Source organism: Brevundimonas sp. UYEF29 (genome assembly GCF_040546195.1).
Classification (GTDB): Bacteria; Pseudomonadota; Alphaproteobacteria; order Caulobacterales; family Caulobacteraceae; genus Brevundimonas; species Brevundimonas huaxiensis.
Genome location: NZ_JBEPNH010000010.1, coordinates 1 through 17,494 on the forward strand (window position 1 = coordinate 1; position 17,494 = coordinate 17,494).

16 protein-coding genes are annotated in these 17,494 nt (G+C 65.1%); 9 read left to right on the top strand and 7 right to left on the bottom strand.

Annotated elements, in window-relative coordinates:
* Window positions 1-428 precede the first annotated feature (428 nt).
* Complete coding sequence (locus ABIB58_RS13670; protein ID WP_354041589.1) at window positions 429-1,892, top strand: carboxylesterase/lipase family protein; 1,464 nt, start codon at window positions 429-431, stop codon at window positions 1,890-1,892.
* Here the strand turns inward: ABIB58_RS13670 and ABIB58_RS13675 are convergent.
* The 3 genes from ABIB58_RS13675 to ABIB58_RS13685 all read right to left on the bottom strand — a co-directional run bounded on the left by ABIB58_RS13675 (window position 1,889) and on the right by ABIB58_RS13685 (window position 5,183).
* The gene (locus tag ABIB58_RS13675) at window positions 1,889-2,875 is read right to left on the bottom strand and encodes an alpha/beta hydrolase (protein ID WP_354041593.1); all 987 of its coding nucleotides are present in this window, start codon (window positions 2,873-2,875) and stop codon (window positions 1,889-1,891) included. The genes ABIB58_RS13670 and ABIB58_RS13675 overlap by 4 nt on opposite strands.
* A gap of 96 nt (window positions 2,876-2,971) precedes the next feature.
* Window positions 2,972-4,258 carry an MFS transporter gene (locus tag ABIB58_RS13680; RefSeq protein WP_354041596.1) on the bottom strand — a complete coding sequence of 429 codons (1,287 nt, stop codon included), beginning with the start codon at window positions 4,256-4,258 and terminating at the stop codon, window positions 2,972-2,974.
* Between the two features lie 88 nt (window positions 4,259-4,346).
* Entirely contained in the window at window positions 4,347-5,183 is an 837-nt protein-coding gene (locus ABIB58_RS13685) for a 2-keto-4-pentenoate hydratase (protein WP_045811473.1), read from the bottom strand.
* A 135-nt stretch (window positions 5,184-5,318) separates the two neighbouring features.
* On the opposite strand from ABIB58_RS13685, the gene ABIB58_RS13690 reads away from it, so the two are divergent.
* Window positions 5,319-6,368 carry a LacI family DNA-binding transcriptional regulator gene (locus tag ABIB58_RS13690; RefSeq protein WP_045811472.1) on the top strand — a complete coding sequence of 350 codons (1,050 nt, stop codon included), beginning with the start codon at window positions 5,319-5,321 and terminating at the stop codon, window positions 6,366-6,368.
* 40 nt (window positions 6,369-6,408) lie between these two features.
* Here the strand turns inward: ABIB58_RS13690 and ABIB58_RS13695 are convergent, their stop codons facing one another.
* Entirely contained in the window at window positions 6,409-7,071 is a 663-nt protein-coding gene (locus tag ABIB58_RS13695) for an RpiB/LacA/LacB family sugar-phosphate isomerase (RefSeq protein WP_045811471.1), read from the bottom strand.
* 171 nt (window positions 7,072-7,242) lie between these two features.
* On the opposite strand from ABIB58_RS13695, the gene kduI reads away from it, so the two are divergent.
* The 4 genes from kduI to ABIB58_RS13715 all read left to right on the top strand — a co-directional run bounded on the left by kduI (window position 7,243) and on the right by ABIB58_RS13715 (window position 11,737).
* On the top strand, window positions 7,243-8,088 hold the full coding sequence (gene kduI, locus ABIB58_RS13700; protein ID WP_045811493.1) for a 5-dehydro-4-deoxy-D-glucuronate isomerase: 846 nt from the start codon (window positions 7,243-7,245) through the stop codon (window positions 8,086-8,088).
* 22 nt (window positions 8,089-8,110) lie between these two features.
* Window positions 8,111-8,869, top strand: a complete 759-nt coding sequence (kduD, locus tag ABIB58_RS13705) for a 2-dehydro-3-deoxy-D-gluconate 5-dehydrogenase KduD (RefSeq protein WP_354041603.1) — start codon at window positions 8,111-8,113, stop codon at window positions 8,867-8,869.
* Between the two features lie 21 nt (window positions 8,870-8,890).
* Entirely contained in the window at window positions 8,891-9,934 is a 1,044-nt protein-coding gene (locus ABIB58_RS13710; RefSeq protein WP_354041607.1) for a PfkB family carbohydrate kinase, read from the top strand.
* Between the two features lie 159 nt (window positions 9,935-10,093).
* Complete coding sequence (locus ABIB58_RS13715) at window positions 10,094-11,737, top strand: pectate lyase (protein ID WP_354041610.1); 1,644 nt, start codon at window positions 10,094-10,096, stop codon at window positions 11,735-11,737.
* A 60-nt stretch (window positions 11,738-11,797) separates the two neighbouring features.
* Here the strand turns inward: ABIB58_RS13715 and lldD are convergent, their stop codons facing one another.
* From lldD to ABIB58_RS13730, 3 genes are read right to left on the bottom strand one after another with little or no spacing between them, the layout of a single operon-like run.
* The gene (gene lldD, locus ABIB58_RS13720) at window positions 11,798-12,931 is read right to left on the bottom strand and encodes an FMN-dependent L-lactate dehydrogenase LldD (protein ID WP_354041614.1); all 1,134 of its coding nucleotides are present in this window, start codon (window positions 12,929-12,931) and stop codon (window positions 11,798-11,800) included.
* 9 nt (window positions 12,932-12,940) lie between these two features.
* The gene (gene lra1, locus ABIB58_RS13725; RefSeq protein ID WP_045811466.1) at window positions 12,941-13,702 is read right to left on the bottom strand and encodes an L-rhamnose 1-dehydrogenase Lra1; all 762 of its coding nucleotides are present in this window, start codon (window positions 13,700-13,702) and stop codon (window positions 12,941-12,943) included.
* 24 nt (window positions 13,703-13,726) lie between these two features.
* Window positions 13,727-14,533 (bottom strand): IclR family transcriptional regulator, encoded by an 807-nt coding sequence (locus ABIB58_RS13730; RefSeq protein WP_045811465.1) that lies wholly within the window; start codon window positions 14,531-14,533, stop codon window positions 13,727-13,729.
* A gap of 140 nt (window positions 14,534-14,673) precedes the next feature.
* Between ABIB58_RS13730 and rhmD the strand changes: the two genes are divergently transcribed.
* Genes rhmD through ABIB58_RS13745 form a run of 3 tightly spaced genes read left to right on the top strand, consistent with a single transcriptional unit; the run spans window position 14,674 to window position 17,486 of the window.
* Window positions 14,674-15,867, top strand: a complete 1,194-nt coding sequence (gene rhmD, locus ABIB58_RS13735; protein ID WP_354041621.1) for an L-rhamnonate dehydratase — start codon at window positions 14,674-14,676, stop codon at window positions 15,865-15,867.
* Between the two features lie 21 nt (window positions 15,868-15,888).
* Window positions 15,889-16,737 (top strand): fumarylacetoacetate hydrolase family protein, encoded by an 849-nt coding sequence (locus tag ABIB58_RS13740; RefSeq protein WP_045811463.1) that lies wholly within the window; start codon window positions 15,889-15,891, stop codon window positions 16,735-16,737.
* A complete protein-coding gene (locus ABIB58_RS13745; protein WP_045811462.1) occupies window positions 16,734-17,486 on the top strand; it encodes an SDR family NAD(P)-dependent oxidoreductase in 753 nt (250 codons plus the stop codon). Before ABIB58_RS13740 ends, ABIB58_RS13745 begins: the two co-directional genes overlap by 4 nt.
* Window positions 17,487-17,494: the final 8 nt, after the last annotated feature.

A 17,494-nucleotide genomic window follows, 5' to 3' on the forward strand; every position in this document is an offset into this window, starting at 1 on the left:
CTGCGCGGCCCGGCCTGTTGCTCACCCCACGCTGCGAGGCGTAACTAACCCAAGGACTCTGGTCGCCGCTGGATGAAAACTCAGGGGCACGTCATACCGTGATAAATCAACACCTTAACGCAAGTGTGGCCATGGGCATCTTTTTCCCACCCTCTCCGCCACCGGCCTGACAAAGGCCTAGGCCAAGTTCCAACATCATCGAAACGAGGCTTCGGCCTTTGTCGTCGGGTGTCTACGCCTGCATCTCGATCTCGCAGGCATTGCGCATTGAATGATCATGATACCGGTGTCAGGGTCGCTCTCGTTGGATGGCAGATGGGCGACGACCGATGATCACGCGACGTAAGGCGCTGCTGAGCAGCATGGCGATCGCAGGTCTGCTTTCGGCGCCCTCCGGCGTTCTTGCGGCGACTGCGCCAGATCGCGTGATGACAACCGCAGGACCGGTGATCGGTCTGCGACGGGAGGGAGTCAGCGTCTTCAGAGGCGTGCGATATGGAGCGCCGACGCGGCGGTTCCAACCACCAGAAAAGCCGACGCCTTGGCGCGACCCGGTTCGTGCAACACGTTACGGCGCGGCTAGTCCGCAGCGCGGCGATGAGCCGAATCAAAGTGAAGACTGTCTGTTCCTGAACGTCTGGACGCCGGGGACCGACGCGGGTCGGCGACCGGTGATGGTCTATATCCACGGCGGCGCCTATTCGAGCGGATCGGGATCGGACCCGCTGTATGACGGCACGCGTCTGGCGGCGCGCGGCGATGTCGTGGTGGTGACGCTGAACCACCGGCTGAATGTCTTCGGCTATGCCTATCTGGCGCGACTAGCGCCGGGGTTCGAAGATTCGGGCAACGTCGGCCAGCTGGATCTGATCCTGGCGCTGCATTGGATACGGGACAATATCGCTGCGTTCGGCGGCGATCCTTCCAGAGTGATGCTGTTCGGTCAGTCCGGCGGCGGCGCAAAGATCGCTACCCTGATGGCGACGCCGGCGGCGCAGGGTCTGTTCCACCGCGCCGCGACCATGAGCGGTCAGCAGGTGACCGCGTCCGGGCCGATCAACGCCACGACGCGAGCCACGACATGGCTGAAGGCTCTGGGCCTGACGCCGGATCGGGCGGCCGAGGCGGCGACGATGCCGGTCGAGCGGCTGCTCGAGGCGCAGAGCAACGAGGATCCGATCCTGGGCTTTGGCGGCCTGTATTTCGGGCCGGTGCTGGATTTCCGCACCCTGCCCCGCCACCCCTTTTATCCCGACGCAGCGCCGCTGGGCCGGTCGATCCCCATGATCATCGGCAACACGCGCGAAGAGACCTTGGGCTTCATGGGCAACGATCCGAAAAACGTCGGCCTGACGTGGGACACCTTGGCGGCGCGGCTGTCGCCCGGCGTCATGCGGATCGACATCACGCCCGAAGCCGTGATCGCCGGCTATCGCGCCATGCATCCCGAATGGTCGCCCGACCAGGTGCTGATCGCCGCGACGACGGCCGGGCGGTCCTGGCGCGGCGCGGTGATCGAGGCCGAGGAGCGGGCCAAGGCCGGCGCACCCGCCTGGGTCTATCAACTCGACTTCCCTGGCGAACTGGCCTCGGGCCGCCGGGGCGCCTTCCATACCGCCGACATTCCGTTGGTGTTCGACAATGTCGAGGCGCCCGGCTCGCGGACGCGCGGGCCGGGCGCGCAAACGCTGGCGGATCGCATAAGCGACGCCTTCATCGCCCTGGGCCGCGACGGCGATCCGAACCATGCCGGACTGCCGCGCTGGGACCGCTATGAGCTGCCCCGTCGCCAGACGATGTTGATGGATGTCCAGCCGCGCATGGCCGATGATCCGCGCGGCGACGAGCGGGCCTTCTTCTCGGCCATTCCCTATATCCAGCCGGGAACCTAGAGCGGAAAATCCAGCCGGGCGGCCCAGGCGCGAACCAGATCGGGCCAGACCTGGGCGGGCTTGCCCTGGATCAGGCGGACGCCGAAACCGTGGCCGCCTTCCTGGAACAGATGCGCCTCGGTCGGGACAGCGGCGGCTTTGAGCGCGGCCAGCAGTTGCAGGCTGTTCTCCACCGGCACGGACGCGTCGTCCATGGCGTGCAGCAGGAAGACGGGCGCTGCATTGCGCCACTCCATCTGCTCCAGAGAATAGGCTGCGATCCGCTCGGCCGACGGCCTATCGCCCAGCAGATGCGTCCGCGATCCGGCGTGGACGTACGGGTCCGCCATGGTCGCGACCGGATACATCAGAACGGTCAGATCGGGTCGCAATGAAACCGTGTCGGCCGCGTCGATCGGTTCGTAGGTCGCGTCCGTCCGGGCGCTGGCCAGCCCCGCCAGATGGCCGCCAGCCGAGGCGCCCAGCACGGCGATCTTCTGCGGATCGACGCCATAGTCAGCGGCGCGGCTGCGGATCACACGGACCGCACGCTGTGCGTCCTGAAGGGGTGCGTCGGCCCCGGCCGCCCAGCCGTCAGCCGGCAGGCGATAGCGCAGGACGAAACAGGTCGTGCCGCTGGCGGCGAAGACGCGCGCGACGTCATACCCTTCCTTGTCCAGCACAGCCCAGCGATAGCCGCCGCCGGGGATAAGAAGCATCGCCGAACCGTTCGGCCGCTCGGGGCGAAAGACGGTCAGGATCGGATCGGTGGTGTACTGGGCGTAGCGGTCGTGAAAGGCGGGATCGGTCGACCGCTCTGGCACGACGGGGGTGACGGTCACACCCTGCCCGCCCGGCGCGCCGGCGGGCCATAGGCGGATGATCTCGGTTGGGTCGGCCGGACCGGCGCGGCCGCCGTCCGCCACTGTCTGCGCGCTCGCCCCGGATGCGCCAACCACGGCCCCCATCGCCAGACCCAAAAGCGTCCTGCGTTCCAAATCCATCACGGTTCTTTCTTCGTGAAAAGACGACGGCCGGACGATCGCTCGCCCGGCCGCAATCCTTGATGACGTCGCGGCATTGAGCCACGCAGCCTTTCGTCAGACCTTGGCCAGTTCGTATTTCGGCGTGATCAGGTGAATGACCAGAAGCGCGATCAGATAGGCCGAGGCCGCCACGATGAAGATGGGCGTATAGGTGCCGATCTTCTCCAGGACGTAGCCGGCGTATTTGGCCATGGCCATGCCGCCGATGGCGCCCAGCATTCCGCCGATGCCGACGACCGAGCCCACCGCCGAGCGGGGGAAGACATCGCCCGGCAGCGCATAGAGATTGGCCGAAAAGCCCTGGTGCGCGGCCGTCGCCAATCCGATGATGCCGACCGCGAGCCAAAGGTTTGACGCCTCAGCCGCGAAGGCCACCGGCACGGCGCACAGGGCGCAGATCAACATGGTGATCTTGCGAGCCTTGTTGATGCTCATGCCCCTATGCATGAAGCGCGACGACAGCCAGCCCCCACCAACCGAGCCGATGTCGGACAGGAGATAGATGGCGACCAGCGGCGGGCCGAAGGTCTTCAGATCCAGCCCATAGGTCTTGCCCAGGAAGTCCGGCAGCCAGAACAGGAACATCCACCAGATCGGATCGATCAGGAACTTTCCCAGGGCGTAGGCCCAGGTTTCCTTGACCGTCAGCAGTTTGATCCATTTGACCTTTTCGACAACGTCGGCCGGGTCCTGCTCGATATAGGCCAGCTCAGCCGCGGACAGCTTCTTCTGCTCGCGCGGCTTGCGATAGACCAAGAGCCAGATCGGCAGCCAGATCAGGCCCAAGGCCCCGGTGATGACGAAGGCCATCTGCCAGCCGAAGGCCAGCACGAGGCCCGGAACGATCAGAGGGGTGACAATGGCGCCGATGTTGGTGCCGGCGTTGAACAGGCCCGTGGCGAAGGCGCGTTCCTTTTTGGGAAACCACTCTGCGACCGCCTTGATCCCGCCAGGGAAACCGCCGGCCTCACCGACGCCAAGGACCATCCGCGCCATCATGAAGTGTGACAGGTCTCGCGCTGCACCGTGCATGATATGACCGATCTGCCAGATGCCGAAGGCGATCCCCAGCCCCCAACGCGCGCCGATCCGGTCCATGATCCGGCCCCACAACAGGTAGGCGACGGCGTAGGACGCCTGGAACCAGAAGACGATGTCGGCATAGTCCGTCTCGGACCAGCCGAATTCAGCTGACAGCGTCGGCTTGAGGAATCCGATCATCTGGCGGTCGACGTAGTTGATGACCATGGCCGCGAACAGCAGCCACATGATCAGCCACCGGTACTTGCCCGGTGACGGCGCCTTGATCTGGAGAGGCGGCCTGACGGAAGCGTCTGACATGGTTATGAAAACCCGTTCCTGAATATTCCTCGACGCGTCCCTGCTCTTTTCCGTCCCTGAACGGCGGCGGGGTAGGCGTCCGATGATGTTACTGAGCTTCGGCCCTGACGACCGAACAGTGAAGTTCTGCGATACCCTTGAAGATGCACACGGCCTCGTCGCCCGCGTGAACACGGTGGACGCCGGTGACAGCGCCGGTCGAAACCAGCGTGCCCGCCTTCAGCGGGCGGCCCCAGCGCGCGCAATGTTCCAGCAGAAACCGCACGGATTCCATCGCGCCGCCCGCTAGGGATTGCGACCCGCCCGTGCCGACGCTGGCGCCATTGATCACCGTCTCGACCTCGATGCCGTCCAGACGCTCTCGCCAGTTCTCGACCTCGGGACCGATCATCAGTCCGCCATTGTTGCCGAAATCGGAGGCGACGACGGCGGAGCCCAGGTCGTTGATCGTCGAAAGCGGACTGCCGGCCAGCTCGACGCCGATGAAGACCTTGTCCACGACGCCCATGGCGTCTTCGATGGTCCAGTCGGTCTTGGCTGGATCGGCGTCGGCGCCGATCCGAGCAATGAACTCAGCCTCCACCGCCGCGAACCCGCCCTCGATTTCGGGCAAAGGCACGACCGTATCGCCGGGCGCCGGCCAGACGTTGCGCGCGAAAATGGCGCCGGCCAGACGATGGATCCCCAGCTTCGGCTGCTGCTCGGGCGGGACACCGCCCACCTTCCAGCCCACGACCTCATCGGGAAACAGACCGATGGCGACGTCCTGGATGGCGTAGGATTCGGCCATGCTTTGAGGGATCACGCCCGGATAGTCGGGCGTGCTGCGCGCCGCCAGACGCGCGGCGACGAACTGCTGTGCGATCGCCGCCGGGTCGGCCGACAGCGCGTCGTCCTGGCTCGCAAGAGAGGGGGTCGAAGTCAAAGGTGTCGCCTCGTGAATAGGCTCCGATAAGAGCGACGAAGGAAACCGGTGTCAATACGCTTTAACGGAGCCCCATGGCGTCGGCCGCGAGTCGCGGCTATGCCTTCAAGCTGCACATAGGGAAGGAGCCGAACCTTGGCTCAAGACGATCCGCGATCCGGCAAGCCGGGCAAGCGGGCAACTATAAACGATGTCGCCCGTGAGGCGCAGGTCTCCAAGAAGACCGTCTCGCGGGTCATCAATCAGTCGCCGTTCGTCAAGGAAGACACGCGCGAAAAGGTCAACGCCGTCATCAAGGCTCTGGGATTCACGCCTGATCCACAGGCGCGCGGCCTGGCCTTTCGACGCTCGTTCCTGGTCGGTCTGATCTACGACAACCCCAGCCCGACCTACGTCGTGAACATGCAGCAGGGCGTGCTGGATGCGCTGAAAGGGTCCGGCCTGGAACTGGTCGTTCATCCTTGCAATCGCAACTCCCCTACCCTGCTGGAAGACATCAGGGGCTTCGTCGAGCGCCAACGTCTGTATGGCGTCATCATGCCGCCGTCGGTGTCCGAGGACGAACAGGTCATCGACCTGCTGCGCGATCTCGACTGCCCCTATGTCCGCATCGCTTCGGTGGCGTTGGATGAACCTCAGGCGATGGTGGTCACCAATGACTGGATCGGCGCGGCTGAGGCGGCGGGGCATCTGGCCGACCTGGGACACAAGCGAATCGGTCTGGTGCGCGGGCCGGACCTGTTCCGTTCGTCGGCCGTGCGGGGCAAGGGGTTCCTGGACGCTCTGGCCGAACGCGGGATCCCGCTGGACCCGGCTTACGATTTCAAAGGCGCCTATACGTTCGAATCAGGTGTGGAGGCGGGCCACGCCCTCTTGGCGCTGGAAACGCCGCCGACCGCGATCTTCACCCTCAACGACGACATGGCCATCGGGGTTATGCAGGCGGCGCGAGATCGCGGCCTTGAGCTGCCGCGCGACCTGTCCGTCGTCGGCTTCGATGATCTGCCGATGGCGGCGCGGGTTTGGCCCAACCTGACTTCGGTGCGCCTGCCGATCCGCGACATGGGACGGATGGCGGCTGAAAAGCTGCTGGCGCCGATGCGGGGCGTCGATCCAGCCAAGATGCAGCAGCCGGAAGTTCGACCGGCCCTGGTGGTGCGCAAGTCGGCAATCCCGTCAGTCTGAGTTGGGGCGGCGCGCGTGATCGCGCGCCGCCCTCTCTGCCTCAGGCCGTTTCGAGCGCAGGCTTGGCGGCGAGAACGCCCTTCAGATAGTCGCGAATGCCTTCGTCGGTGGCGTTGGCGAAGAAATAGTCCTGGAACTTCTCGCCGGCGATGGCGGCCTTCAGCAGGTCCTGGTCCATCGTCTTCAGAACCGTCAGCATGTCGTGGCAGGTCACCGACTTCAGGTCGCTGAGCACGCCACGATTCTTGCGCATGATCTCGGCGCGTTCCTTGGGATAGCCCAGGCCCCGCTCGCCCTCGAACAGCTTGCGATACACGTCCTGCAGATTCAGTTCAGCAGCCCAGCCGAAGCCCTTGGCATAGGGCATCGAGATGGCGTTGCCGTCGTTGATCTGGCCGAACAGGAAGGCGTCGGTCGGGTCGATCACCAAACCGCAGAAGACGCCCGGCATGCTGTTGCAGGCCAGCATCGAGCCCATGCCGGTTCCGCAGCCGGTGACGACGAAATCGGCTGCGCCGGAGTTCAACAGAATGCCGGTCAGCACGCCGTTCATGACGTAGGTCAGCGAGGCCTTATCGTCGGCCGCGTACATTCCATAGTGGAAAACTTCATGGCCCAGCGGTTCGGCGACAGCGGTTAGAGCGGAATGCACCGTCTCGCTTTTGGCGGCCTGGCTGTTTTCGATGATGAGAGCGATCTTCATGGGGAATCCTCAAGACGGTGGCGAAGCGATGCCGGCATATGTGAGCGGCATTGGTCTAATCGATTGCATCATTATATGACACCGGTTACCTAGTCCACAGAAGGACGGGCGCAAGATCCGTTTCGGTGGCTCGCGCTGCGAGTTCGCAGGGAGACCGGCATGTACGACCCCATGTACGACAAAGTCTATCAGGCCACCCATCCCGACATGATGGACGGGGCCTCGAACCAGCAGCTGCGCGATCGCTATCTGATCCAGGGCCTGTTCGTTCCGGGCAAGGTCGGCCTGAACTACTCCCACCACGAGCGCCTGATCATCGGCGGCGCGACCCCGGCTGAGACCGCACTGAACCTGCCCACGCAGTCGGAGCCGCCCTCCTTGGCCGGCGCGCCCTTCCTGCAGGCCCGTGAACTGGGCGTGGTCAATATCGGCGGCCCCGGTTCGATCACAGTGGATGGTGAGACTATCGAACTGGGCTTCCGTGACGGCCTGTATGTGCCGATGGGATCGAGCGAAGTCAGCTTCGCCTCGAACAACGCCGCCGAGCCGGCGAAATTCTATCTGGTCGCCACACCCGCCCACGCCCGCTACGACCTGACAAAGATATCGATCGACGAGGCCGTGCCGCTGGACATGGGCGCGTTGGAGACGTCGAACGAACGGACCATCTACCAGTATGTCGTGCCGGCGAAGGTGAAGTCCTGCCAGTTACTGCTGGGCTTGACGGTGCTGAAGCTAGGCTCGGTGTGGAACACCATGCCGCCTCACATTCATGACCGCCGCTCGGAAGCCTATCTGTATTTCGGTCTGGGCGGAGACGATCGGGTCTTTCACTTCATGGGCGAACCGGACAAGTCGCGCCACATCGTCATTGCCGACGGGGAGGCCGTAATCTGCCCGCCGTGGTCGATCCATACCGGCGCAGGCACTACGAACTACACCTTCATCTGGGGCATGGGCGGCGAGAACCTCGACTACACCGACATGTACAAACTCGACATCTGCCAGCTGAAGTAATCAGGACAAGAGGAAGAAAAGCATGAGCAATCCATTCGACCTGACCGGCAAGGTCGCGCTGGTGACCGGCGGCAATGTCGGCCTGGGCCAAGGCATCGCCCTGGCTTTGGCTGAGGCGGGCGCCGACATCGTCTCGGTCGCCCTGTCGGAGTCTGACGACACGGTCGCCAAGGTACAGGCGATGGGCCGTCGCGCCCACGCTATCAGCGCCGACCTGACCTCGATAGATCCGGTCGAACGCGTCGTGCAGGAAACTCTGGCCGCCATGGGCCGGATCGACATCCTGGTGAACAACGCCGGCCTGATTCGCCGCGCCGACGCCGTCGACTTCACCGAGGCGGACTGGGACCTGGTGATGAATATCAACCTGAAGACCGTCTTCTTCATGAGCCAGGCGGTCGCCCGTCTGTTCATCAAACAGGGCGACGGCGGCAAGATCATCAACATCGCCTCAATGCTGTCCTTCCAGGGCGGAATCCGCGTGCCGTCCTATACGGCGTCCAAATCGGGCGTCGCCGGCCTGACCAAACTGATGGCCAACGAATGGGCGCCGCACCGCATCACCGCCAACGCCATCGCCCCCGGCTATTTCGCCACCGCCAACACCCAGGCTCTGCGCGAGGACCCGGTGCGTTCGGCCGAAATCCTGGGCCGCATCCCGGCCGGGCGTTGGGGCGAGCCGTCGGACCTGGGCGGCGCGGCCGTGTTCCTGGCCAGCCGGGCCTCCGACTACGTCCAGGGCGCCATCCTGCCGGTCGACGGCGGCTGGCAGGCGCGTTGATCCGGGGCTAGCGTTGCGATCATGACCCAGGCTGCATCTTCCCGCCGCATCCTCTGCTTCGGCGAGATGCTGCTGCGGTTTTCGCCCAACGCCAACGAACTGCTGATGCAGTCCCCTGCCCTGACTGTGCGTCCGGCCGGCGCCGAGGCCAATGTCGCCGTGTCGCTGGCCCGCTTCGGCGCGCCGACCGGCATGGCGACGGTCCTGGCCGACAATGCGCTGGGCCGCGGCGTGCGTGACGAGGTGCGCAAGCACGGAGTCGACACCTCTCAGGTCGTCTTCAAACCCGGCCGTATGGGCCTGTATTTCCTGACGCCCGGCGCTGTGCGTCGTCCGTCGGAAGTCCTCTATGACCGCGCCGGATCGGCCTTCGTCGAACATATCGATACGGCCTTCGACTGGGACCAGATGTTGAACGGCGTGGAGTGGCTGCACGCCTCGGGCGTGACGCCGGCGACGGGGCCGAATGGCTCGGCCGCCGCCGTCGCCCTCATCGAGGCCGCCGTCAAGAAGGGCGTGAAGGTCAGCTATGACGGCAACTTCCGCGGCAAGTTGTGGGAACAATGGGATGGCGATCCGCCAGCCACGCTCGGCAAGATGCTGGCCGGCGCCACGGTCGCCTTCGCCGACGACCGCGACTTCGCCCTTGTGCTGAAGACGACATTCGACAGCCCCGACCCAGCCGTGCGTCGTCGTGAAGCCGCCAAGGCCGCCTTCGCCGCCTTCCCGCGCCTGCAACGCATCGCCTGCACCCTGCGCGTTCAGGATAGTGTCGCCGATCAGGCCTTGTCGGCGGTCATGCTGACGCGCAATGGGGTAGAAGTGATCGAAACCAGAGCCGAGGCCATTCACATGGCCGGCGTCGTTGACCGGGTCGGCGGCGGCGACGCCTTCGCCGCCGGCGTCTTGTTCGGCCTATGGAGCGGGTGGTCGGATCAAGAGGCGCTGGACTTCGGCCTCGCCGCCGCCGGCCTGAAACACTCCGTCCCTGGCGACTTCAACCTTTTCACCGCCGACGAGGTTCGCGCCGCCATGGGCGACGGCGGGTTCGATATCCGGCGCTGAGGCTGCGAATTTTGAGATTGGGTGGAGGCCGCATGGAGAAGTCTATGCGGCCTCTTTCAATAGCGCCAAAGGACTAGGAAACCGGTGTCAATCATGCTTCAGTGACGATGCTAAACGGTCAGAAGAAACCGTGCGAGAGAGGTCACACCAGGAGTTTCCATGTCCGTCACGTCCATGAACCGCCGCGCTCTTTTGGCCGCGGGCGCCGCCGCCACCTTCTTCGCCGCCTCAGGTCCCGCCCTGGCCCAGGCGTCGCCAGAGCGCGCCGCCATTCTGGACACCATGAAGCGCGCCGCTCGGTTCATGAGCGAAGAGGCCGCCGTCGAAGGCGGCTATGTCTGGCAATATCTGCCCGACTTCTCGCGACGTTGGGGCGAGCTCGAGGCCAACCCGACGATGATCTGGGTCCAGCCGCCCGGCACCGCGACCGTGGGCCATCTGTTCTTGGACGCCTATCACGCCACCGGCGACGAATTTTACTATGAAGCCGCCAAGAAGGCTGCGGACGCCCTGGTCAAGGGTCAGCACCCGCTGGGCGGCTGGAACTATGTGATCGATACCGCCGGCGAGGAGTCGCTGAAGCAGTGGTACGGCACGGTCGCCGCCAACGCATGGCGGCTGGAAGAATTCCACCACTACTACGGCAACGCCACCTTCGACGACGCGGGCACAGCCGAGGCGTCGCAACTGTTGCTGCGGATCTACCTTGAGAAGAAGGATCGCAAATATCTGGCGCCGCTAAACAAGGCGATCAGCTTCGTGCTGGAGAGCCAGTACGAAAACGGCGGCTGGCCCCAGCGCTATCCGTTCGTCGAGAACGGCGGCCTGCACGGCCATGCGGACTATACGCCCTACATCACCTTCAACGACGACGTGGCCGGCGAGAACCTGGAGTTCCTGATCTACGCCTATCACGGGCTGGCGCGGAACGGCCGGGGCGATGCGAGGATTCTGGACGCCATCAATCGCGGCATGGACATCTTCGTGAAGACCCAGCAGCCGCAGCCGCAACCGGCCTGGGGTCTGCAACACTTCCCCGACACGCTGAAGCCGGCGGGCGCGCGGACCATCGAGCCGCAAGCCTTCGTCACCCACACGACCGGCACCAACATCAAGTCGATGATGGGCTTCTATCGCCTGACGGGCGACCGCAAGTATCTGGCCCGCCTGCCCGAGGCCATGGACTGGCTGGATCAGGTCGCGGCCAAGCCGCCGCTGAACACGCCGGGCCGCACGCACCCGACCTTCATCCTCGAAGGCGCCAACACCCCAATCTATATCCACCGGCGCGGGTCCAACATCGCCAACGGCCAGTACTACGCCGACGACAACCCCACCAATCTGATCGTCCACTACGGTTCGTTCCGCAATGTGGACACCCCGGCCCTGCGCGCCGAATACGCGCGTCTGTCGGCCATGCCGGTCGATGAGGCCACGCGCGGTTCTCCGCTGAAGGCGCGCCCCGGCTCGCTGAATCTGCCGAAGTATTTCACGCTTCAGGACGTCGATGTCTGGGACATGTCCAGCGACGCTCGTCGCTCGACCGCGCCTCACGCCGGTCGCGCGGCCGAAGTCATGGCCGGGCTGAATGCGCGCGGCTATTGGCCCACGCCGCTGACAACGACGTCAAACCCGTACAAAGGCCCCTCGCCCACCGCCGTGACCGGCGGCGAATACCAGATGACCCGCGTCGGCGACCTGTGGGACACCTCGCCTTACAACACCGACTTCCCGGTCGAGGGCGTCTCCACCTCGGTCTTCATCCGTAACATGGGCGACCTGATCGAGGCATTGGGGGCTTAGGACTTGCGAAGATGTGCGCCGTCCCCGCTTTCGTGGCGGGGATGACGCACTGATCCGGTGTCAAATCGCCAGCATCTCGCGGGTCACGCCCGTCACCGACTTGGCGCCGGTCAAGGTCATGGCGACGCGCATTTCCTTTTCGAACAGGTCCAGCAGGTTTTCGACGCCGGCCTGACCGTTCGCCGCCAGGGCGTAGATGAAAGCCCGGCCCAGCAGGACAGCGTCGGCGCCCAACGCGATGGCGCGAACCACATCCAGGCCGTTGCGAATGCCGGAATCCACCAGAATCTTCAGCTGGCCCTTCACCGCGTCGGCGATGGCGGGCAAGGCGCGAGCCGACGACAGCACCCCGTCCAGCTGCCGTCCGCCGTGGTTCGACACCACGATGCCGTCTGCGCCGAAGCTGACGGCGTTGCGGGCGTCCTGCGGATCCAAGATGCCCTTGATGATCATCGGGCCGTCCCAGAAGTCGCGGATCCATTGCAGATCCTTCCACGAAATCGACGGATCGAAGTTATTGGCCAGCCAACCGATGTAGTCGGCCAGGCCCGTCGGCTTGCCCAGATAGGCCGAGACATTGCCCAGATCGTGCGGCGTGCCGCGCAGCCCGACATCCCAGGCCCAAGCCGGATGGGTCATGGCCTGGACCATGCGGCGGATTTCGGCGTTGGGGCCGCTCATGCCCGAATGGGCGTCGCGATAGCGAGCGCCCGGCGTCGGCATATCGACGGTGAAGACCAAGCTCTTCACTCCTGCGGCCCTGGCCCGTTCCAGCGCATTCCTCATGAAGCCGCGATCGCGCAGCACATAGAGTTGGAACCACATGGGCCGGTCGATGGCCGGCGCGACCTCCTCAATCGGGCAGACCGACACGGTCGACATCGTGAACGGCACGCCGCGCGAGGCCGCCGCCCTGGCCGCCTGCACCTCGCCCCTGCGCGCATACATGCCGGTCAGGCCGACGGGCGCCAGGATGATGGGCAGGCGCAGGGTTTCCTCGAACAGCTTGGTCTCAAGGCTGAGGCTGGCCATGTCCTGCAGCACGCGTTGGCGCAGCGCGATGGCCTGCCAGTCCTCGACATTGCGACGCAGGGTCTGCTCGGCGTAGGCGCCGCCGTCGATGTAGTGAAACAGGAAGGGCGGCAGCTTGCGCCTCGCGGCTTCCCTATAATCGCTCGGCGACGAAATGATCACGCGCTCATCCTACTGGAAGTTGGCGAAGGCGCCGCCGTCCACCAGCAGCGCCGCGCCGGACATATAGCCCGCCATGTCCGAGGCCAGGAAGGCGACGACCGAGGCGATGTCCTCGGGCCGGCCCAGACGCCCAAGCGGAATGCGGCCTTCCATATATTCGCGCTTTTGCGGATCGGCGAGGTCGTCCTTGTTGATGTCGGTGGCGATGGTGCCCGGCAGGACCGAGTTGCAGCGGATGCCGTGACGCCCCAGGGCGACGGCACAGGACTGCATCAGACTGTGCACGCCCGCCTTGGTCGGGGTATAATGGGTCTGCATCTCGCCGCCGACCAGGGCCGAGATCGAGCTGATGGCGACGATGGCGCCACCCTCCCCCTGCTTGACCATCTGATTGGCCGCCGCCTGCACCATGTAATAAGCGCCGTGCAGATTGACCTCCATCGTCCGGCGCAGGGTCTCGACCGGCATGTCGAGAAAGGCATGGAACGGACAGATGCCGGCGTTGGAGACGAAGACGTCCACCCGGCCCAGCGCCTGGACGGCGGCGGCGATGAAGGCTGCGGCGCTCTCGGGCTGGGCCACGTCGCCGTCGACGGCGATGGCCCGGCGGCCCAGCGCCTCGATCTCGGCGACCACCTGGGCGGCGGCTGCCTCGTCTCGAAAGGTGTTCAGGGCGACATCCGCCCCCTGACGCGCGGCTTCGATCGCCGTCGCCCGCCCGATGCCCCGCGATGCGCCCGTGATCAGGACGACCTTGTTTTCAAGCAGCATGCGGGCTCCGGCGGTGGTTCGGTTTCAGGGTTTGGGCGACCAGCCCAGGTCGGCGCTGATCGCGTTGGCGGCGTCAGTGACGGTCTTCGTCAGCTCGGCCATCCGCGCATCCGACATATATTGCGCGGCGGAAGAAACGCTCAGGGCAGCGACGATCTGTCCGTTCACCGACCGGATCGGAGCGGCGACGCAGCGGATCTGATCCTCGTTCTCTTCCAGATCGAAAGCGTAGCCCTTCTGGGCGTAGCCATGCATCCGCTCAAGCCAGACCGCGCGGGCCGACGAGTCGAAGGCGGCGCCCGGCTCGGCGTAGAAGTCGATCCATTCCGGCTCGGTCTTGTCCAGAATCAGCGCCTTGCCCAGGCCTGTCGAGGCGATGGGGTGCCGCTCGCCCAGACGCGAGCCGATGTTGATGCGACGCCGGCCGGCGACCTTGTCCAGATAGAGCGCATGGCGGCCGTCCAGCACGCCGAGGTGCACCGTGTCGTCCGTCTGGGCCGACAGTTGCTCCAGCCAGGGCCGGGCCACGCGCGGCAGATGCATCTGCTGGCTGGCGGCGTGGCCCAGTTCCAACAGTTTGGGACCGAGGGAATAGCCCTCGCGCGGGCGGAACGACAGCAAGCGACGCTCGACCAGCGCCGAGGCAAGACGGTGCGTCGTGCTGCGCGTCAGCTCCAGCTTTTCGGAGAGTTCCGCCAAGGGCAGAGAGCCTTCGATGAGGGCGTCGATGACGTCCAGACCACGCAGCAGGGTCTGGCTGCCGGACGCCTTCGCTCCCGCATCTTCTTCCCCATCGACCTGCACGGTCTTGATTGACGCCGATCGTCCCATTTCGTAATCCTCATTCTCAGAATGTAGCAAAACGCGCAAGTCGTCTGAGGCTACACGGGTGACATTGACGTGACGCACGGAGGAAAGCCAGTGAAATCCCGCATTATGGGAGCGGATCGCCAGTTTTTGGTGGTCATGCCATGAGCCGCCTGCCTCGCATCAAGCACGTCCGCGCCTTCGTTGTGAAAAACGACGGAACCGGAGGCGGCGCCGACTATCACGATCAGGGCGACGGCCACTGGATCGACGACCACATCGCCACGCCGATGGCGAGATATCCCGAGTATCGCCAGAGCCGCCGCAGCTTTGGCATCAATGTCTTAGGCACCCTGGTGGTCGAGATCGAAGCCGAGAACGGCGTGGTCGGGTTTGCGGTCACGACCGGCGGCGAACCGGCGGCCTATATCGTCGAGAAACACCTGGCCCGCTTTCTCGAAGGGCGCGATCCGGCCGAGGTCGAGAAGATCTGGGACCAGATGTATTTCTCGACCCAATACTACGGCCGCAAAGGTCTGGTGGTGAACGCTATCTCCGGCGTCGATCTGGCGCTGTGGGATCTGCTGGGCCGCCTGCGCCAGGAGCCGGTCTTCGCCATGCTGGGCGGGGCGGTGCGAGACGAGCTGACCTTCTACGCCACCGGCGCGGGGCCCGACAAAGCCAAGGAACTGGGCTTCATCGGCGGCAAGATGCCGCTGCACCACGGCCCGGCCGAGGGAGAAGAAGGCCTGCACAAGACCATCGCTGAACTTGAAGCCATGCGGAACGCCTGCGGCGACGACTTCTGGCTGATGTTCGACTGCTGGATGGCGCTGGACCTCAACTACGCCACGCGGCTGGCCCACGAAGCCCACAAACTGGGTCTGAAATGGATCGAGGAGGCGCTCAGCCCCGACGATTACTGGGGCTATCAGGCGCTGAAGAAGAACGCCCCCAAGGGGATGCTGGTCACGACCGGCGAGCATGAGGCCACCCGCTGGGGCTTCCGCATGCTGCTGGAAATGGAATGCTGCGACATCATCCAGCCGGACGTGGGCTGGTGCGGCGGCGTCACCGAACTGCAGAAGATTTCGGCCTTGGCGGACGCCAAGGGCGTGCTGATGATCCCTCACGGCTCGTCGGTCTATTCCTACCACTTCGTGGTGACGCGCCATAACAGCCCGTTCGCCGAATTCCTGATGATGGCCCCCGACGCCGACGAGGTCGTGCCGATGTTCCATCCGCAGCTGATCGGCGAACCCGTCCCCGTAAACGGCCGCCTGAAGGTTCCCGACACTCCCGGCTTCGGCGTCGAGCTGAACCGCGACATCGCCCTGCATCGCCCCTACGCGCGTTAAGACGAAAGCCTCTCCGCCACCATGAAACTGCTGCGTTACGGCCCCAAGGGCCAGGAAAAGCCGGGCACGCTGGACGCCGAGGGGCGCATCCGCGATCTGTCGGGCGTTATCGCCGACATCACGCCGGACCAACTGCATGGCCCGGCGCTCGACGCGCTGAAGGCCGTCGACTCGACCACCCTCCCTTTGGTCGAGGGCCAGCCCCGCTACGGAGTGCCGGTCAAGGGCAGCCGCAAGTTCATCGCCATCGGCCTGAACTTCGCCGACCACGCGGCCGAATCCAACCTGCCGATCCCCGAGGAACCGGTTGTCTTCACCAAGGCGATCACCTGTCTGAACGGACCGAACGACGACGTGGTCATTCCGCGCGGGTCCGAGAAGACAGACTGGGAGGTCGAGCTGGGCATCGTGATCGGCAAGCCCGCCACCTACGTCACCCAGGCCGAGGCTCTGGACCACGTCGCCGGCTACGTCTTGATCAACGACGTGTCCGAGCGCGCCTATCAGACCGAGCGCGGCGGCACCTGGGACAAGGGCAAGGGCTGCGACACCTTCGGCCCCGTGGGCCCCTGGATCGTCACCACCGACGAGGTCGGCGACGTCCAGAACCTGGACATGTGGCTGGACCTCAACGGCCAGCGGATGCAAACCGGCAATACGAAGACCATGATCTTCGGCGTCGCCGAAATCGTCTCCTATCTGTCGGAGTTCATGACGCTGGAGCCCGGCGATCTGATCACCACCGGCACCCCGCCCGGCGTGGGTCTGGGCCAGACGCCGCCCCTCTATCTCAAACCGGGCGACACGGTCCGTCTGGGCATCCAGAAGCTGGGCGAACAGGGTCAGACCTTCGTGGAGTGGACGCAATGAGCGCCTATCAGGGCCGCTTTTCGGGCCGTACCGCCGTCGTCACCGGCGGCGCATCTGGCCTGGGGAAGGCCGCCGCCGCCCGCATCGTCGCCGAGGGCGGCAAGGTCGTCCTGTGGGACCTCAACGCTGAAGCGCTCACGGCCGCCGCCGACGAGGTCGGGGCCGTCCATGTGATCGCCCTGGACGTCGCCGACCCCGACGCCGTCGCCGCTGCGGCCAAAGCTTCAGCCCAGGCGCTGGACGGCCGCATCGACATCCTGATCGCCTCGGCCGGCATCACCGGCGCCACCGTCCCGGTTCATGAGTTTCCGATCGACAGCTGGAGGCGCGTCGTCGATATCAATCTGAACGGCGTCTTCTACTGCTCGCGCGCCATCGTGCCCTTCATGCTGGCCAACGGTTACGGCCGGATCGTCAATGTGGCCTCGGTCGCGGGCAAGGAGGGCAATCCCAATGCCTCAGCCTATTCCGCCTCAAAGGCCGGCGTGATCGGCTTCACCAAATCGCTGGGCAAGGAACTGGCCGGCAGGGGCGTCATCGCCAACGCCCTGACCCCCGCCACCTTCGACAGCCCGATCCTGGAGCAACTGCCCCAGAGCCAGGTCGACTACATGCGCTCCAAGATCCCAATGGGACGCCTCGGCGAGGTCGAGGAAAGCGCCGCCATGGTTTGTTTCATGGCCTCCGAAGAATGCAGCTTCACCACCGCCTCGACGTTCGACACGTCTGGCGGCAGAACGACCTATTAGGACGCGCG